We start from the raw sequence: 16,933 nt of genomic DNA, 5'->3' as shown, positions 1-16,933 counted from the left end.
CCGAAGTATCTCCACGAGGCCTATCGATCGATGCTTTCCAACGCTGAAATTGCGAACAAGCTCCTGGAAATCCGTACGCTCATGGAAATGGCGGGCGAGAGCTTCTACAAATATTCCGCGTTCGAGAAGGCGGCGGCCTCGGTCGAGAACGCCCCGCCGCTGCGCGACGTCGCCGCGGCCGGCGAACTTACCAAGATTCCCGGCATCGGAAAGTCGATTGCCCTCGTCATCGCGCAACTGCTCGAACGCGGCGGGGCCGACGTGCTGGACCAGCTCTACGCGATCTTTCCGCCGACGATCATCGAGGTTCTCGGCGTTTCCGGGATCGGCGCGAAGACCGCGGCATCGCTCTGGAACGACTTTCAAATCGGTTCGCTGGCGGATCTGGAAGAGGCGATCGCACGCGAGGCCTTCGCGGGCGTGAAGCGGATGGGTCCGAAGACGATCGAAAACTGGAAGCGAGGCATCCTCGCCTACAAAGGCCGGCAGCGGCGGGCGCCCCTCGCCCGCGCGCTTACGATCGCGAGCGAGGCGATCGATTACCTGCGCGCCGGCCCACCGCACCATCGTCTCGCCTACGCCGGCAGCGCGCGTCGGCAAGAGGTTACCGTCGGTGATATCGATCTGGTCTGCACCGCCGCCGACGCGGGTGCGATCACCGCTTACTTCGCCAAGTGGGAGCGCGCGCGGGCGGTGCTCGCCGAAGGCCCGACCAAAACGAGTATCTGGCTCGACGACGGGTTTCAAATCGATCTGCGCGTGTTGCCGGATCATCTTTACGGCAATCTTTTGCAGCATTTCACCGGCTCGCGCGAACATAACATCAAGTTGCGCGAGTACGCTGTCCGCCAATCGTTGCGCGTCAGCGAAAACGGTATCCTGAATCTCGAAACCGGCGACGCGATCGCCTGCGCCGATGAAGAGGACGTCTACGCTGCGCTCGGCATGGCCTACATTCCGCCGGAACTGCGCAGCGGACTCGATGAAATCGAGCGCGCACTGGACGGCACGCTCCCGAGGCTTCTCGACGTGGGTGATGTGCGCGGCGACTTCCACATGCATTGCACGTGGAGCGACGGCCGCAATTCGCTCGAAGCGATGATCGCCGCCGCCAAGGCGCGCGGCTACGAGTACCACGCCATCAGCGATCACTCGTGGGGGCGCGGCGCGCGTTACGGTCTCGATCCCGGGAAACTGCGCGAGCAGCGCGCGCTTGCGGAGGAAATCGGCGCTCGTCACGGGATCCGCACGCTCTGCGCAAGCGAAGTCGACATTCTTCCCGATGGTTCGCTCGATTTCGATGACGAGGTCTTGCAGCAGCTCGACGTCGTGATCGCGAGCGTGCACTCCGCGTTCAACATCGGGCGCGAGGCCATGACCGCGCGGATCATCCGCGCGTGTGAAAATCCCTACGTGACGATCATCGGACATCCCACCGGGCGGATGCTCGGAAGCTTCCCGGGGTACGAATTCGATCACGATGCCGTCTTCGCGGCTGCGGCTCGCACCGGCACCGCGCTCGAGATCGACGGTCAGGCGCTGCGTCTCGATCTGCCCGCGCCGCTGGCTCGCCGCGCCAAGGAGTTCGGCGTGACATTCAGCGTCGATTCCGACGCTCACGGCATCGAGGATCTGCCGGCGATCGAACTCGGCGTGGGGCAGGCGCGGCGTGCCGGGCTCACCAAGGAGGACGTGTTGAACGCGCGTTCGCTCGAAAACGTGCGCGCTTTCGTCGCCCGCAAAAGGAACCGTGCGTGATCGAAACGATGCCGGTGAAGGCGTCCGACGGCGTCGCGTCGGCGGTCCGGTACGAAGGATCGCATGGACCCGCGCTGGTTTTCGTGCACGGCGTCGGCTCGACGGCGGCGATCTGGGACGCGCAGGTGCGCGCCCTCTCCGGTTGCGCGCGCGCGATTGCCGTCGAACTGCGCGGCAACGGCGTGCCCAAGCCGGAACCGTCTCCGAGCGCCATCACGCGCGGCGGCTACGCAGCCGACGTGCTCGCGGCGATGGATTCACGCGGCATCGAACGGGCGACGATCGTCGGCTGCAGTCTCGGCGGGGTGGTCGCCTTCGAACTTTGGGAGATCGCGCGGGAGCGCATCGACGCTCTGGTAATTCTCGGAAGTTTCGCCTGCTATCCAAACGCGCGCATGTATGCCGACGGCATCAAGAGCGCCGTGCGTGCTGCAGGCAGTATGGAGGCGTTTGCGCGCGAGCGCGCGTCGCGCCTGGGCGCGATGCCGCCGGCCCGTTTACGCCAGACGCTCGAACAGATGTCGTGTAAGAGCGTCGAGTCATATCTCGCCGCGACCGAAGCGACCTGGACCGGCGATTACCGCTCGATGCTCGGAACGATCGACGTCAAAGCGCTCGTCTGCATCGGCGAAAACGATACGATTGCTCCCGCGGCGCTCTCGCGCGAGATCGCCGCGGGGATCGCGGGATCGCGGTTCGCCGTGATTCCGGACGCGGGTCACGTCGCCAACGCCGATAATGCGCCGGCCTTCAACACGGTACTGGCGGATTTTCTCGAGCTGGTTCCAAGCCGATGATAGAGCCCGCGCCGATCCCGTCCAACGAAGCGGAACGGCTCGAGGCGCTCGACTCGTATCAGCTGCTCGATGCACGAGAAGCGGCGGCGTACGAGCCGTTCATCAAGCTCGCGCAACAAGTCAGCGGCGCGCCGATAGCCGCAATCTCCTTGGTCGACGAGCACCGGCAATGGTTCAAATCCTACCGCGGGATCGACGTGCGCGAGACGCCACGCGAGGTCGCCTTCTGCTCGTACGTCGTTGCATCGGGTGAGCCGGCGGTCGTGACCGATGCTTCCGCCGACCCGCGCTTTCGCGAGAACCCGCTGGTGAAGGGCGAGCCGCACGTACGCTTCTATGCCGGCGTGCCGCTCACGACGCCGTCCGGCTACACGATCGGGACGCTTTGCGTCATGGACCACGCTGCCCGAACGATTACCCAAGCCAAGCTCAACACGTTACGGCTGCTGGCGGACGCGTTGATGAACCCGCTCGAGGCGCGTAAGCGGTTTCTCTCGCTCATCGACGCCGCCCATGTCGACCTGTTCGTCGTCAACGCGAAGTCGCTGACCATCTTTTTCGCCTCGCGCGGCGCGTGCGAACGCCTCGGCTATTCGATCGCGGAGCTGGTGGGGATGTCGGTCTACGACGTGATTCCGAATTTGACCGGCGCGGACGTGCGCGACATTATCGCGCGCGGGCGCAAGCGCGAGGAAGTCGTACGAGAGGTTGAACTCGTTCGGCGCGATGGTAGGAGCTACCCGGTTGAACTGCGCATCGACGTCAGCGAAGACGCGGGCGAGGAGCGCCTCCACGCGATCGCGCTCGAGGTGACACAGCGCAAAGCGCAGGAGCGAGAGATCGCGCTGTTGCTCGGAGCGATGAACGCCGCGGGCGACGTCATTCTCGTATACACCGTTGCCGAAAACGGTGAGCTCGTTCTCTCGTACGCGAACGACGCGTTCGTCGCCCAGGCCGGGTACACGCCGGAGGAGTCGATCGGTCGCGAACTCGCGTTCTTCCGCAAAGGCATGCCGGACGACGATGGGATGCAGGTGGCGCGCGAGGCAGTCGCGAGCGGGATGCCGGCTCAGGCAGAGATCGCGAGCTATCGGAAAGACGGCTCGACGTATTGGAATCAGGTTTCGCTCCACCCCATCCGCAATGCCGCCGGATCGGTGACTCATTGGATCTCGATCGAGCGCGACATCACCGCCGACGTCGAACGCACGTCGGCGCTCGCCGAGGAGCACGACCGGCTCTTGCTGCTCACCCGCGCCGCGCGCCGGCTCTTCACCACGCTCGATACGACCAGCGTCGTGAGCACGGTTCGCGAGGTCACCTCGCAACTGCTCGGAACCGAGGCGCGCGTGCTTGCCGTGGACGACGATGGCATCTGCGTCGGGGTCGACGAGCTCGGATCGGCAATTTGGGACCGCGGGCGAGCCGATTCATTGGTCGAGCGCGCGGTCAAGGAGCGCGTCCGCGTCGTCGACGATGGCGCAATGCGGACGATCGCCTACAGCGGCCGATTCGGAGAGGCGCGCTACGTGCTCGAGATGCGGCCTCGAGCCGGCCGGACGCTGCGCAATACCGATTTGTTCGTTTTCGATCTGATCGCGGAATATTTTGCGGTGGCTCTTCGCAACGTCTCGCTCTATCACGAGGTCGAGGAGCGGCGCAGCGCGGTTTTGGAACTCAATCAGACCAAGAGCGACTTGATCGCAATGCTGGCGCACGACTTTCGCGGGCCGCTGACTTCGATCGTGGGATTTGCCGATTTGACGAGTGAGGTCGGCGACGTCAACGACGAGCAACGCGATTTTCTCGAAACGATCAAAGGATCGGCGCTGCAGCTCTCGGAGCTGGCGACCGACACGCTCACGCTCTCGCGCCTGGAACGCAACGAGGTGGTGCTGCAGCTCGGCGAGGTCGACCTCGCTGAATTGCTCGACTCGATCGTCACCCAGCAGAAGGACCGCCGCACGGTGGCGTTGCTCATCGAAGGGGACGTCCATATTACCGGCGATCAAGACCGCTTGCGCCAAGTCTTCAGCAATCTGATCGATAACGCCATAAAATATACGCCCGAAGGACCGGATCCCGCGGTCACGGCTACAGGCGGCCGCGAGACGGTGACGATCGTCGTGCGCGATTACGGCATCGGCATTCCGCTGGGCGAGCTTTCGCGGGTCTTCGACCGCTTCACGCGCGCGTCGAACGCTCGCAAGATGCGGATCTCGGGAACCGGGTTCGGCCTGTTCCTGACCAAGCAGCTCGTGCAGCTGCACGGCGGCACCATCGCCGTCGAAAGCGAAGAAGGCAACGGCAGCACCTTCACCGTCGTGTTGCCGCGCAAAGCCGATCGCCGTTTTGCGCCGCGTACGATTTTGCTGCTCGACCCGGAACGCGATCGTTCGTTTCTCGCCTACGGACTTCAAGAGGCGGGCTACCGCGTTCTCGCCGCGTCGAGCATCGAAGAGGTGCTCGCGACTGCCGATGCGCAGCCGTTCGATGCGGTCGTGCTCTCCGCACCCGACACGCTCTCGAACAAGGCCGCTGTGCAATTTCGTGCCTTCAGCCGGGAACGCAACGTCCCGCTGATCGCGATCGGAAGCGGCGTGCCGCCGCGGCTCGGTGCGTCGGTGACGTTGAGCCGTCCGGCCGTGATCGGCGACGTGATCGCCGCGCTCGAGCGGCTGCTCGGTAACGCGCGGGCCCCTAAGCCGTGATGCGCTCCGGCACGCTGTAGACGTTTGCGCGCTCGCCGCGCACGAATCCGGCCAGCGTGATGTTGAAGGCGCGCGCCAAGTCGACGGCGAGACTGCTCGGCGCCGAGACGGCGGCAACGATGGGAATACGCGCCACCGCCGCTTTTTGCAGGATCTCGTAGCTCGCGCGGCCGCTCACGAAAAGGATCTGTCCGGCCGGCGAGCGGCCTTCGAGAAACGCCCAACCGGCGAGTTTGTCGACCGCGTTATGGCGCCCAACGTCCTCGCGAACCGCGAGGACGGCGCCGCGCGAGTCGAAGAGCGCGGCGGCGTGGAGGCCGCCGGTGAGCGAAAAGATGCGTTGCGCCTCGCGCACGCGGTCGGGTAATTCGTAAAGCCGTGCGATCGGCACCCGAACGTCGTCGCGTACCGGCTCGACGCCCAAATCGGCCAGGGCTTCGAGGTTCGCGCGGCCGCAAACGCCGCAGGAACTGTTGATCGTGAAGTGACGTTCGAAACGGGTGAGATCGGGCAGCGAGGGCGAGCGCAGCTCGATGTTGACGATGTTGAAGCGCTGCTCGCTGTCGATCGCCGGGTCGACGCAATAGCTGACGCCGGCGATCGCTTCGCGCGCGCGAACGATGCGCTCGCTGGCAACGAAACCGGCGGCGAGTTCGAAGTCGTTCCCCGGCGTGCGCATCGTGACCGCGAGCGTGTGCGTTCGTGAGCCGGCCACCAGACGCAGTTCGAGCGGTTCCTCGGTGACGACGCGATCGAAGGCGCGTTGAGCGTGCGAGCCCTCGTACCGGGTGACCGCGGTTTCGACGGTGCGCCCGGCGCGCGCGTCGGCGGCCACGCCGTCGTCGATCACGCCGGCTGGACGAACGCCGCGCGGGGATCGCGCGCGGAATCTTTTCCGGCCTCGATCATCGACTCGCGCAAGATGTAGCCGCCGACCAGCGTGAGGACGGACGCGATCGCTCCGCGCACGGCGTCGACCGGCTTGGGCAGCGGCAGCACGGTGCCCAAAATATTGAGCGCCATCGGAGCGAGAATGCCGACGCCGCGCGTGTAGGTGCGCAGGCGTTCGCCGCGTGCGCCCGTGAAGAGCGGTTTTCCGTAATACCCGGCGTGCTTCTCGAAGTGGGTGAGGATCGCGAGTTCGGTGGCGCCTGCGATCATCTCCAGTCGCTCGAGTCTGCGCGTGACGCGATCGTTGCCTTCGAGAATGCTGAGCAGATTCGAAAGCGCGCACGCGGACGTTAAGCCGGAGGCGACAAATGCGGCGGGAATGTGGCGTTTGCCCGAGCTCCAGAGCGGATTGGCCGTCGCGGAGAGCAGCACGCCGGTGTAACTGGCGATGTACCCGCCGAGCAGCGCCTGCAGCGGCGCCAAGAAGCCCGGCGCGAGAAAGCGCATCCAGCGCGGCAGCGCACCGCTCACCGCCAGTTCGCGGATCGTGTTTGCGCCGGCTGCGCCGGAATATAAAACCAATCCCCACACGCCAACCGACATCGGCGACTTGAGCTTTGCGATGCGCAGCATGTGCAGGAAGCGCTCGGGACGGCCCAAGTGCGAGGTGAGAATGGCCGGGTTGGCGGCCGCCAGAATGAATGCGCTCACGCGTGCTGTGCGCTTGAGCATCCGTTCGTTCGGATCGCTCGAGTCGGCGAGGAGCTGGATCAAACCCAGTCCACCCATCAAACCGCCCAGGAAGAGATAGGTGACGACGCTCCATCCCCAATTCGGCCCTTTGAGCAGCGGCCGATCGTAATAGGTGGGCGTTACGTCTTCGCGGCCCGGGGGTTCGAGCAGATCACTCATCAGCACATCACTCATTGCGGAAAATCATCCATCCGGCGAGCGCGAGTCCGAGCACGGTTACGGCGGCGGCGGTGTAGGCGGCCGGCTGACGCGTGGACGGAAGCACGGGTGCCGTGGGGAGATTGTATGTCTCGGGACGGTCGGTGAGCAAGAAGAACGCGTTGAGCGGGCCAACCCCGCCGCCGACGTCATCGGCGCCGTAGAGCTGAGCGGCGACGCCGCGCTCGGTCAAGGTGTCGACGCGTTTGCGGGCGCGCTCGCGCAGTTCGTCCACGTTGCCGAATTGAATCGAGTCGGTCGGGCATGCCTTGGCGCAGGCCGGCACGAAGCCGACCTTCTGCCGATCGTAGCAGAGCGTGCACTTGCCGGCGATCCCGCCGCTGCCCTGGAGTGCGGTCTTATTCTCCTCGCGCCGTGCTTCGACCAATGAGGCGAGGTTGTAGCGCGATCCGTGCGGATCGAACTTCTCGATCAGGTCGACCACGCCGAACGGGCACGAAACCACGCAATATCCGCACCCGTTGCAGATGTCGGGTTGGATGAAGACCGACTCGAACTCGTTGCGGATGATCGCGCCGGTCGGGCACGCTTCCAAACATCCCGCGTTCGTGCAGTGCTTGCACACGTCGCTGCTCATCAGCCAGCGCGAATGTACCCCGGCTTCGTCGGCGGTGTTCTGCTCGATGAAGGCGACGTGCCGCCACGTCGTACCCGAGAGCTCCGACGTGTTGTCGTACGAGTCGCCGGTGAACTCGAACCCGTCGGAGGGTAGCTCGTTCCACTGCTTGCATGCAACCTCGCACGCTTTGCACCCGATGCACAAGGTCGTATCGGTGAAAAACCCCGTTGCTTGCGACATTACTTTTTGCCCTCGTGCAGCCGGCCGCCGCCCTGCCTCGCGCCCATCCATTTGCCTTCCGGCTGACCGAACGGACTGCGCTCATCGGCCGGTATCGGCTCGTCGATCGCATTGCGATGATGTTGTGGGCGGCGGCCGGGGCGGATGTTGCAGGTCAGCGATTTCGATTCATGGATCGAGACGTTGGGATCGAGCGAGATCGGGATCAGCGTCCCAACGGAGTCGCCCTGCGCGAGCGCTACCATGTTGCCGTAGTTGTACGGCACGCCGATCGTGTGCACGCGCCGCCCTTTACCGAGCCGCAGCGGGCGCATGCGTCCGCTCACCAGCGCCCGCACCTCGATCTCTCCCAGTGCCGTCGACAGCGTGACCCAATCGCCGCTCTTGATGCCTTTCTCGACCGCGAGTTCGGGATCGAGTTCGCAGAACGCGGCGGGCTGCAATTCCGCCAGCCACGGCACGTAGCGCGTCATGATTCCCGACATCTCGGTGACGCGATAGCTCGTGAGAATGTACGGGTAGCGTTCGTCGATCGGCTTGTTGTACGGATTGTCGTCACGGCGATAACGCCCGAAGACCGGGCTGCTCTGCTGTTTGTAGAGTTCGTTGTGAACGACGGATTGCTGCGGCTCGTAATGGGCCGGGATCGGCGCGTCTTTGAGCGCGCCCCCGGGAACGAAGAGCTGCGCCTTGCCCTCGAGCATCATGATGAACGGATCGGCGCCGGAATGGAAATCCATCCCGCCCGCATCCGGGTTGGACGGCGTATTCGGCGCTTTGGTCGCGGGGAAATCCGGAACGTCGAGTCCGGTCCACTTCTTGGCGTTCTCGTCCCACCAGACGTACTTCTTGCGCTCGCTCCACGGCTTACCGTCGGGATCGGCCGAAGCGCGATTGTAGAGCGTGCGCCGGTTCGCAGGCCAGGCGAAACCCCAGTTCGGCGCGGTGTACTCACCGCTCGCGTCGCGGCTGCGCGCACGGTTGGTATTCTTGTCGGGACACACGCCGGTGTAGATCCAGCCGCCGGCCGCGGTCGAGCCGTCGTCCTTCAAATCGGTGAAGCTGGCGACTTGCTCGCCGGTCGCGGTGTAGTAGCCGTTGATCTCCTGCATTACTTTGAGCGCCGAGGGTTCGCCGCGTTCGCGTTCGTGCGGATCGTCGTGCTCGTAATCCCACGTCATGTCGAGAATCGGGCGATCCTTCGAATCGGTCGATCCCGCGTAAAGCTCTTTCAACCGCTTGACGAGCCAGGTGAAATAATAGGCGTCGCTCTTTGAATCGCCGGCCGGCTCGACCGCTTTGTCGTGCCCCTGCAACAGGCGGCTGGTCTGCGTCATCGTGCCGTCCTTTTCGAGCACGGTCGCGCCGGGCAAAAAGAAGACCTCCGTCGCGACCTGCGAGGGGTCGGCGCCTTCGCGGCGCCAAAACGAGACGGTCTCGTTATCGTAGCTGTCGATGTTCACGAGCCACTCGAGCGACTCCATCGCCGCCTTCGTCATCTCGGCATTCTGACCGGAGGCGCCCGGATTCTGGCCGATGACGAAGTAGCCTTTGACCGTTCCGTCCTTCATCGCAAAGGTCGTCGGAAGCTGCGAGTGATCGCCGATGAGTTGCGGCAGATACGAAAAGCAATAGTCGTTCTCTTTGGTCGCGGCCTTACCGTAGAACGCCTTGAGCAGCGAGATCACGTACTTGGGCGTGTTCACCCACCAGCCGGTCGGCTTCGTTTGGCTCTTCAAATAATCCGCGAGCGTCTGTTCGTTGCGGTTGGCCGAGGGCATCGCGAGATACCCGGGCAGAAGATCGTAGAGCGTTGCGATGTCGGTCGCACCTTGGATGTCGGCGTGTCCGCGCAGCGCCATGATGCCGCCGCCGGGGCGCCCGATGTTGCCCAGCAGCAATTGCAGGACGGCTGCCGTGCGAATGAACTGCACGCCGTCGCTGTGCTGCGTCCAACCCAGCGCGTAGGCGAATGCGCTGGTGCGCTCGCGTCCGCTGTTCTTGGCGAGAAGTTCGGCGATCTTCAGGAACGTATCGCGCGGCGTACCGCAGACGCGCTCGACCATCTCGGCGGTATAGCGTGAATAGTGCCGGCGCAGGAGATTGAGCACGCAGCGCTCGTGCTGCATGGTCGGGTCGGTTACGATTCGTCCGCGCTCGTCACGTTCGAACGACCACGTGGCGAAGTCGTAGACGAGTCCTTCAGGATCGTAGCCGGAGAAGAGTCCGTCGAGATCCTCGGTATCTTTGAAGTTGTCGTTGACGAGATAGGTCGCGTTGGTGTAGGCGGCCACGTACTCTTTGAAATAGCGCTCGTTGGCCAGAACGTAGTTGATGATGCCGCCGAGGAACGCGATGTCGGTACCGCTGCGCATCGGCGCGTAGATGTCGGCGACGGCCGAGGTGCGCGTGAAGCGTGGATCCACGTGAATGATAGTTGCCCCGCGTTCCTTAGCCTCCATCACAAAGCGAAAACCAACCGGGTGTGCCTCCGCGAAATTCGATCCCTCGATCAGGATGCAGTCCGCGTTAACGAGATCGGGAAGCCAGACCGTCGCGCCGCCGCGACCGAACGAGGTGCCGAGACCCGGCACCGTCGAGGAGTGTCATATTCGGGCTTGGTTTTCGATCGAGACCACACCGAGCGAGTGCATGAGCTTGCCCAGCATGTAATTCTCTTCGATCGCGAAGGTCGCGCCGCCGAGCGAGGCGATGCCCAGCGTGTGGTTCACGCGTTTCCCGTTCCATTCGCGGACGAACGTTTCGTCGCGCGTCTTCTTGACGAGTTGCGCGATCCGTTCGAGCGCCCATTCGAGCGGGCGTTCTTCGTAACGATCGGAATACGGCGCGCGGTACTTCACCGTGGTCCAGCGTTGCTCGTTGACCGTGAGCCCGAAGAGCGCCGAGCCTTTCGGGCACAGGTGACCGGCGCTGATCGGGCTTTCCGGATTGCCTTCGACATCGAGCAATTTGCCGTCGTCGCTCACGTAGGCGAGCGTGCTGCAGCCGACGGCGCAGTAACAGCAGACGCTCGTGACGGCCTTTGCGCCGCTGACGCGGCCCTTCAGCGTCTTCGTGCGTTCGGACGCAACATTGGGCAGCATGCCGACGCGTTCGCGCAGTTCCTCGCCGTCGCGCGGAAGCATCTTCGTCAGATCGACCGTCGTTTTCACGAAACTCCTCCAGCGTCCAAAGCGGGGGCCGTTGCCGGCCCCCGTCCATCGTTGCGGGGATAGTGTACCCGAAAACTACGCCGTCGCTGCCTTGGGTTGCTTCGGCTGTTCCGAGGGTTTCTTCACGAAGAACGGGATGATCGCAGCGATGATCAGCATGCCGGCCACCCACGGCATCGCGCCGGTGAACGAACCGGTGTGATCCTTCACCCACGCCGCGAGGAGCGGGCCGACCAGCCCGGCAAAGGCCCACGCGGTGAGGATGATGCCGTAGATTTGGCCGAGGTTCTTCGTCCCGAAGAAGTCGGCCGTAAAGGACGGCATGACTCCGAACCCGCCGCCGTAGCAGGCAAGTACGATCGCGAAAGCGATGCCGACGACCGTCGCGTCGTGCAAGCCTCCAAGGAAGAAGAAGATCACGACCTGGATCAGATACATGACGGTGTAGGTCATCGGCCGGCCGATGCGGTCGGAGACCGAACCCCAGAAGAACCGCCCGAGGCCGTTGAAGACCGCGAGCAGCCCGTAGAGCGGGCCGACGATCGCCGCCGTCAATCCGGTGAGATCGCTGAAGATCGGCACGGCATTCGAGATGATCAGGATGCCGGCGGTCACGTTGAGGAAGAGGAGCACCCACAAGAGGTAGAGCTGCGGCATTCCCAGCGCCTGCGAGGCGGTGAAGCTTGGCCCGCTTGCAGCTGCCGCGGCGACCGCGCCCGGTACCGAATAGCCTTGCGGCGGGTTGCTCAGCAGCCAGGCGCAGACACCGCCGATGATGATGAACACGACGCCCGACCAGATGAAGACGTTCATCACCGAGTGGACTTGGTCCGAGGTGAGCAAGTACTGCGCGGCGCTGAACGCCGTACCGGCCTTGATGGCGGCCGCACGAGCTGCCGCGTATGCCGCCGATGCCTTCGCGGCGGCGGCGAAGCTGGGAATGCGCGGCACGATTTGATTGTAGACGAAGGCGCCGAGGCCGTAGCCCATTACCACGAGGCCGGTCCCCAAACCGCGGCGGTCGGGGAACCACTTCGCCACCACCGCCACCGGCGTGACGTACGCCATGCCGGCACCGAAGCCCGCGATCAGCCCGTAGGTGAGGTAGAGCCACCACTGGCCCAGGCTCGCGGTGCCGAGGCCCGCGAGCAGCCAGCCGATGCCCCAGAGGATGACGCCCGTGAGCGCGACGCTGCGCGGGCCGACGCGATCTTGCCAGCGGCCGCCGATCACGGTGCCGAACCCGACGCAGAAAATCGCCACCGCGAAGGCCCAAGTTACGACTTCATTCGTCCAGCCGAATGCGGCAAGCAGCGGCCGCGTAAAAATACTCCACGAGTAGACGGTTCCCAAGCACAGCATCACACCGATGCCGGCGATCAAAACGCCCCAGCGATTTCCCGAGGACGCGGAAGTGGAAGCCATACGCGTTTCTCCCTTAAAAAAGCTGTAAAAAAACTGCGTCAACGATGGGTGGCAAACGATGGGTGGCAAACGATGGGTGGCAACGGAAGCTCTTTTGCTACTTTTCCTTATGGGAGAGAAGCCCTGGGTTGCTTGGCTCGCCAACTGGCCGCATTGTGCGCAAGAATGCGATTGAGCGTGCGCGCATCGGCGGCATCGGGCACGGAGAAGTTCATCCGCGCGCTCAGCCCTGCGCCGTACGCGTGCCGCTGGTTGGTGATGGTGTCGTCGATCTTTTCCGCAATCACGTCGTAGGGTCGCAGGTCGGGCTGTAGATCGAACCCGTCGTACATCGGTGGTGCCACCGCATCGTAAATGGTCATCGGCGGTAAGCCCAAGAGCAGTTCGATCGTGCGCAGCACGCTCGAAGTCGAGTAATGTGCGTGATGCACGCCCGGCGCCGCGTAGGGCGAGATCAGGTAGAACGTCGTGCGCTGGTCGTCCACGTGATCGGGCCCGTTTTGTGAATCGTCCTCGATGGCGAAGATCGCGGTGCTCGCCCAGTAGCGTGAATGCGAGACCGCGTCGACGACGCGCCCGAGCGCGTGATCGTTCTGTGCGGCGTAGGACTGCGGCGTCAGTTTTCCGGGCCTTGTTCCATACGTGTGATCGTTGGGCAGCCACATGATCTCGAGCGTCGGAAGATTGCCGCTGCGAACGTAGCCCTCGAATTCGCGCTTCCATGCATCGACGCGAACCTCGTCGCTGATGTCGAGGTTCCAGGTGGGATAGTGGGGGTCGATCCGGCCCTCCAGGCCGCGCATACCGGTCGTATAGTCGCCACCCGGACGAGCCGGATCGTCAACGTACTCGCCGTAATCGCGCAGCGAGATGCCGTGCCGATCCGCATCGTCCCAGAGGTATCCGGTGCCGGGGCCGCTCACCATTCCCGGCTGTTGAAAATCGTAGAGCTCGCGACGGCCGCCGTAATTCGGCGGCCAGAACCGTTCGACGTAATCGTTGGCGAATGCGGCGGTCGACCAATTGTGTCCGGTGGCGCTGACTTGCGCGTCGGTGAAGGTTCGGTCGTAGATGCCGAAGCGCATCGCGAGTGCGTGCTCGTTGGGCGTAATCTTTTGCCCGAACCAGGCGAGTTTGGGATCACCGTCGCCCTGCGGCAGATCCCCGAGCACCTGATCGTAGGTGCGATTTTCTTTGATGATGTAGATGACGTGTTTGATCGGACCGTCGGCCCTCACGACCGTTTGTGCCGGCGTCGGAACGGGAACCGGGATGTCGGCGAGCACGTCCGCCGTGCTCGCTGGTCCGAAGGAATCGCGCGCGATCGCACGCACCGACCCGGTCATGCCCGAACCGACGTATTCGGGATCGTGGCGCCGTTCGGGATTGAAACCCGGATTCGCGTGCGAACCCTCGCCGCGTCCGTTCGAAACATAGACGGTGCTCGCGTCGACGGCGACGCCGGTCGGGTACCAGCCGGCCGGTGCGCGTGCGATGACGCGATCGCCGCGAATCTCGGCGATTGCGTTCTCGGCGCCGAGCGATGCGTAGAGCGTTCCGTTCGCAGCAACCGCCAAGGCGTTGGGCGACGCGCCGTGTCCCTGCGGCAAGCCGACTTCGATGCGGTCGATGACGCGATCGGTCTTCGTGTCGACGACGTCGATCGTGTCGGCGTCGCTGCACGCGACGTAGAGTACGGATCCGTCGTTCGAAAGTGCGAGCGCGGCCGGGTGCAGATCGACCGCGATCGATTCCTCCTTGTCGGAAAGGATGTGCGTTAGCGTCGCCTCGCCGCGGTTGGCGACGTAGAACGAGTCGCCGGCGATAGCGATTGCCGCCGGATGAGCGCCCGTCGGGGTCGCGGTGAGCGAACTTCCCATGCGGACGAACGTGTTACCGAGATCGGAGACGGCGTAGATCGTGCCGTCGGCTGCGCGCGCGACCGCGCTGATGTACTTCCCCGCGTGCTGCGTATCGACGTCGCCGCTTGCGAGGTCGACGGTTTCGACCGAATCGGTCGAAGCCCCGGGAATGATGACGTGCGTTGCATCGCTCCACACCGGCGTGCCGAAGTCGTCTTTGAGCGGGATGACACGAAGGGTCTGCAAATCGCGCGCGTCCAGAATGCGCAACGCCGGCGGATTGACCCCGCTCTCCAGCACCGCGATCTTCGTGCCGTCCGCCGAGAGCGCGAGTCCCTGCGGGAAGGTGCCGGTCGTGCTTACCGGTCCGCTCGGCGGCGTCAGCGACCAATTCGTCGGGAGCCAGATCGCGCGCGTCGCGACCGCGCCGACGAAGACTAGGGCAGAGGTCAAAACCGAGAGGGGAACCACGCGTCGAACCATGATCGCTCCAAACGGGTATAGAAACCCGGTAGAGGTGCGCCGCCGCGCAAACGGCAACCTTCGGTTTTTTAAGGAGTGTTTAACGGCCGTGGATCTCTCGTCGATTACCGTATACGCCGGCGGCTCGTTCCGCCGCTATGACGAAGCCAAGGTTGGATTGCTGACCCATGGCCTGCAGTACGGCACGGGCTGCTTCGAAGGCATTCGCGGCTATTGGAGCGATCGCGACCGCGAACTGTATCTCGTGCTCCTGCGCGAGCACTACGAACGACTGCAAACCTCCGCAAAAATTTTGCTGATGACGGTGCCCCATTCGATCGACGAGCTGATCGAGATCACCGCTGAGCTGTGCGCGCGCAACCGGTTCGAGACCGATATCTACGTGCGTCCGTGCATCTTCAAGGCTGCCGAAGACATCGGTGTGCGCCTGCACAACGTACCCGATTCGTTCGCAATCATCCCGGTGCCGTTTACGAGTTATCTCGATACGACCAAAGGTCTCAACGTTTGCATCAGCTCGTGGCGCCGCGCCGACGACACGATGGCCCCGCCGCGCGCAAAGATCACGGGCCTCTACGTCAACTCCGCGCTCGCCAAATCGGAAGCGATCACCAACGGGTACGACGAAGCGATTCTCCTCTCACACGACGGACACGTCGCTGAGGGATCGGCCGAAAACGTCTTTCTCGTGCGCGGCGGTAAATTGCTCACGCCGGATCCTTCGCAAAACGTGCTCGAGGGCTGCACGCGCCGCGCGATCATGGACATTGCAAAAACGCTCGGGATCGAAACGATCGAACGATCGATCGATCGCGGCGAACTCTACGCCGCGGACGAACTCTTCTTTACCGGAACCGCCGCCGGCCTCGCGCACATCGCGTCGGTGGACCGGCGGATGGTCGGTGACGGCCGGGTCGGTCCGATCACCCGCATGCTCTCCGAAGTCTATCAACGCGCCGTGCACAACCAAGACCCCGCCTGGAGTCAATGGCTCACCGCGACGTACGCTTCGCGAGAGAAAGCAACGGTATAAGGGCCTTTTCCCGGTTCGAACCGGAACTAGTTTGAATTGGATGACCCGGCGCTGTGTTCCCAGTAGCGCAGGTCCGGCGGTGTAATGCCGTCGGTCGCATCGAACGGACGGATGCCGACCACGTTGCGCCAGGCGGACATGCGCGCTTCCTCTTGGAAGGTCAAAAGCGAGAGGTTGCGGATGAATTCGCGACCCAAATCGAGCGATGGCAAGTGCGTCGTCATCACGGCGATGACATACGGCGCCTCGGCATACACGATGCCGACGTCGTTGAGCGTGTCGAAGAAACTGCCGGTCTTGTGCGCGATCGGAATGCCTTGCGGAAGCGGTTCGGGGAGCAGCGTGTTGATCTGATCGCCCTCGAGAATCGAGATCATCTCGTTCGACGACCAGTCGTCGACGAGTTTGCGCTCGGCCATTAGCGCAAGCAAGTGGACCATGTCCTGCGGCGATGATTCCAGCGCTTGACGCACCGACCAGGTGTCGGTGCGCACGTAACCGCGGAGATGCGTGTGATCGAGGCCGAGGCTGTACATCTCGCGATTGATATTGCGCAGGCCGACCAGACGAATCAACATGTTGGTCGCGGTGTTATCGCTGATGTCGATCATCTTATCGAGCAGGTCTTCGACCGTGTACGTGCTGCCGACCGGGTCGTCGCAGAGTTCGCCCGAGCCGTAATCCTTGTCGCTCTCGAGGAGCGTTACGCGCCGGTCGAGATCGAAGCGGCCTTCTTCGAGCTGACGGAACACCTCGACCATGACCGGAACCTTGATCGTCGATGCCGCCGGCATCACCGCCGCGGCGTTATAGCCGATGTGATAGCCGGTCGAGAGATCCATGACTTCGACGGCGGTCGACGCGGGAAAATTCAACACCATGCGGTGGAGGTCCGCACGCAGCGTTTGCATCGGAGGGGGAACAAGCGCGGCGCGCGCGGAGGGCGGAGCCACCAGGAAGCAGAGAATCCCAGCGACGATGGCAATGCAATAACGTACTGCCCGTGAATCGCCCACGTTGTTCGCAGTA

The 16,933-nt window shown here is 63.7% G+C and carries 12 protein-coding genes; 4 read left to right on the top strand and 8 right to left on the bottom strand.

What is annotated here, in order from left to right:
- The first annotated feature begins 30 nt into the window (after nt 1–30).
- From polX to VMF11_15620, 3 genes are read left to right on the top strand one after another with little or no spacing between them, the layout of a single operon-like run.
- A complete protein-coding gene (gene polX / locus VMF11_15630) occupies nt 31–1,758 on the top strand; it encodes a DNA polymerase/3'-5' exonuclease PolX (protein ID HTU71733.1) in 1,728 nt (575 codons plus the stop codon).
- Nucleotides 1,755–2,555, top strand: a complete 801-nt coding sequence (locus VMF11_15625; GenBank protein ID HTU71732.1) for an alpha/beta hydrolase — start codon at nt 1,755–1,757, stop codon at nt 2,553–2,555. Before polX ends, VMF11_15625 begins: the two co-directional genes overlap by 4 nt.
- Nucleotides 2,552–5,266 (top strand): ATP-binding protein, encoded by a 2,715-nt coding sequence (locus VMF11_15620; GenBank protein ID HTU71731.1) that lies wholly within the window; start codon nt 2,552–2,554, stop codon nt 5,264–5,266. Before VMF11_15625 ends, VMF11_15620 begins: the two co-directional genes overlap by 4 nt.
- Here the strand turns inward: VMF11_15620 and fdhD are convergent.
- From fdhD to VMF11_15585, 7 genes are all read right to left on the bottom strand, one after another.
- Nucleotides 5,256–6,116 carry a formate dehydrogenase accessory sulfurtransferase FdhD gene (fdhD, locus tag VMF11_15615; GenBank protein HTU71730.1) on the bottom strand — a complete coding sequence of 287 codons (861 nt, stop codon included), beginning with the start codon at nt 6,114–6,116 and terminating at the stop codon, nt 5,256–5,258. The genes VMF11_15620 and fdhD overlap by 11 nt on opposite strands.
- Nucleotides 6,113–7,084 carry an NrfD/PsrC family molybdoenzyme membrane anchor subunit gene (gene nrfD / locus VMF11_15610; protein HTU71729.1) on the bottom strand — a complete coding sequence of 324 codons (972 nt, stop codon included), beginning with the start codon at nt 7,082–7,084 and terminating at the stop codon, nt 6,113–6,115. Before nrfD ends, fdhD begins: the two co-directional genes overlap by 4 nt.
- Nucleotides 7,077–7,928, bottom strand: a complete 852-nt coding sequence (locus tag VMF11_15605) for a 4Fe-4S dicluster domain-containing protein (GenBank protein ID HTU71728.1) — start codon at nt 7,926–7,928, stop codon at nt 7,077–7,079. Before VMF11_15605 ends, nrfD begins: the two co-directional genes overlap by 8 nt.
- Entirely contained in the window at nt 7,928–10,522 is a 2,595-nt protein-coding gene (gene fdnG, locus VMF11_15600; protein ID HTU71727.1) for a formate dehydrogenase-N subunit alpha, read from the bottom strand. The genes VMF11_15605 and fdnG overlap by 1 nt, the downstream gene beginning before the upstream one ends.
- Before the next feature lie 12 nt (nt 10,523–10,534).
- Nucleotides 10,535–11,101 (bottom strand): hypothetical protein, encoded by a 567-nt coding sequence (locus tag VMF11_15595; GenBank protein HTU71726.1) that lies wholly within the window; start codon nt 11,099–11,101, stop codon nt 10,535–10,537.
- A 75-nt stretch (nt 11,102–11,176) separates the two neighbouring features.
- The gene (locus tag VMF11_15590) at nt 11,177–12,526 is read right to left on the bottom strand and encodes an OFA family MFS transporter (GenBank protein ID HTU71725.1); all 1,350 of its coding nucleotides are present in this window, start codon (nt 12,524–12,526) and stop codon (nt 11,177–11,179) included.
- A gap of 107 nt (nt 12,527–12,633) precedes the next feature.
- A complete protein-coding gene (locus VMF11_15585) occupies nt 12,634–14,871 on the bottom strand; it encodes a hypothetical protein (GenBank protein HTU71724.1) in 2,238 nt (745 codons plus the stop codon).
- 88 nt (nt 14,872–14,959) lie between these two features.
- On the opposite strand from VMF11_15585, the gene VMF11_15580 reads away from it, so the two are divergent.
- Nucleotides 14,960–15,904 (top strand): branched-chain amino acid transaminase, encoded by a 945-nt coding sequence (locus tag VMF11_15580; protein ID HTU71723.1) that lies wholly within the window; start codon nt 14,960–14,962, stop codon nt 15,902–15,904.
- A gap of 26 nt (nt 15,905–15,930) precedes the next feature.
- On the opposite strand, the gene VMF11_15575 is transcribed toward VMF11_15580, so the two are convergent.
- Entirely contained in the window at nt 15,931–16,857 is a 927-nt protein-coding gene (locus VMF11_15575) for a serine hydrolase (GenBank protein ID HTU71722.1), read from the bottom strand.
- Between the last annotated feature and the right edge of the window lie 76 nt (nt 16,858–16,933).

Source organism: Candidatus Baltobacteraceae bacterium (genome assembly GCA_035502855.1).
Lineage (GTDB): Bacteria > Vulcanimicrobiota > Vulcanimicrobiia > Vulcanimicrobiales > Vulcanimicrobiaceae > Aquilonibacter.
Note: the sequence above shows the minus strand (reverse complement) of the source record. Positions and strands in the feature narration are given on the sequence as shown.

What these genes read in the sequence shown, in the direction of transcription:
- polX (HTU71733.1), top strand. Translation starts at nt 31, where the DNA reads ATGCTTTCCAACGCTGAAATTGCGAACAAGCTCCTGGAAATCCGTACG.
- VMF11_15620 (HTU71731.1), top strand. Translation starts at nt 2,552, where the DNA reads ATGATAGAGCCCGCGCCGATCCCGTCCAACGAAGCGGAACGGCTCGAG.
- nrfD (HTU71729.1), bottom strand. Translation starts at nt 7,084, where the DNA reads ATGAGTGATGTGCTGATGAGTGATCTGCTCGAACCCCCGGGCCGCGAA.
- VMF11_15605 (HTU71728.1), bottom strand. Translation starts at nt 7,928, where the DNA reads ATGTCGCAAGCAACGGGGTTTTTCACCGATACGACCTTGTGCATCGGG.
- VMF11_15590 (HTU71725.1), bottom strand. Translation starts at nt 12,526, where the DNA reads ATGGCTTCCACTTCCGCGTCCTCGGGAAATCGCTGGGGCGTTTTGATC.
- VMF11_15585 (HTU71724.1), bottom strand. Translation starts at nt 14,871, where the DNA reads ATGGTTCGACGCGTGGTTCCCCTCTCGGTTTTGACCTCTGCCCTAGTC.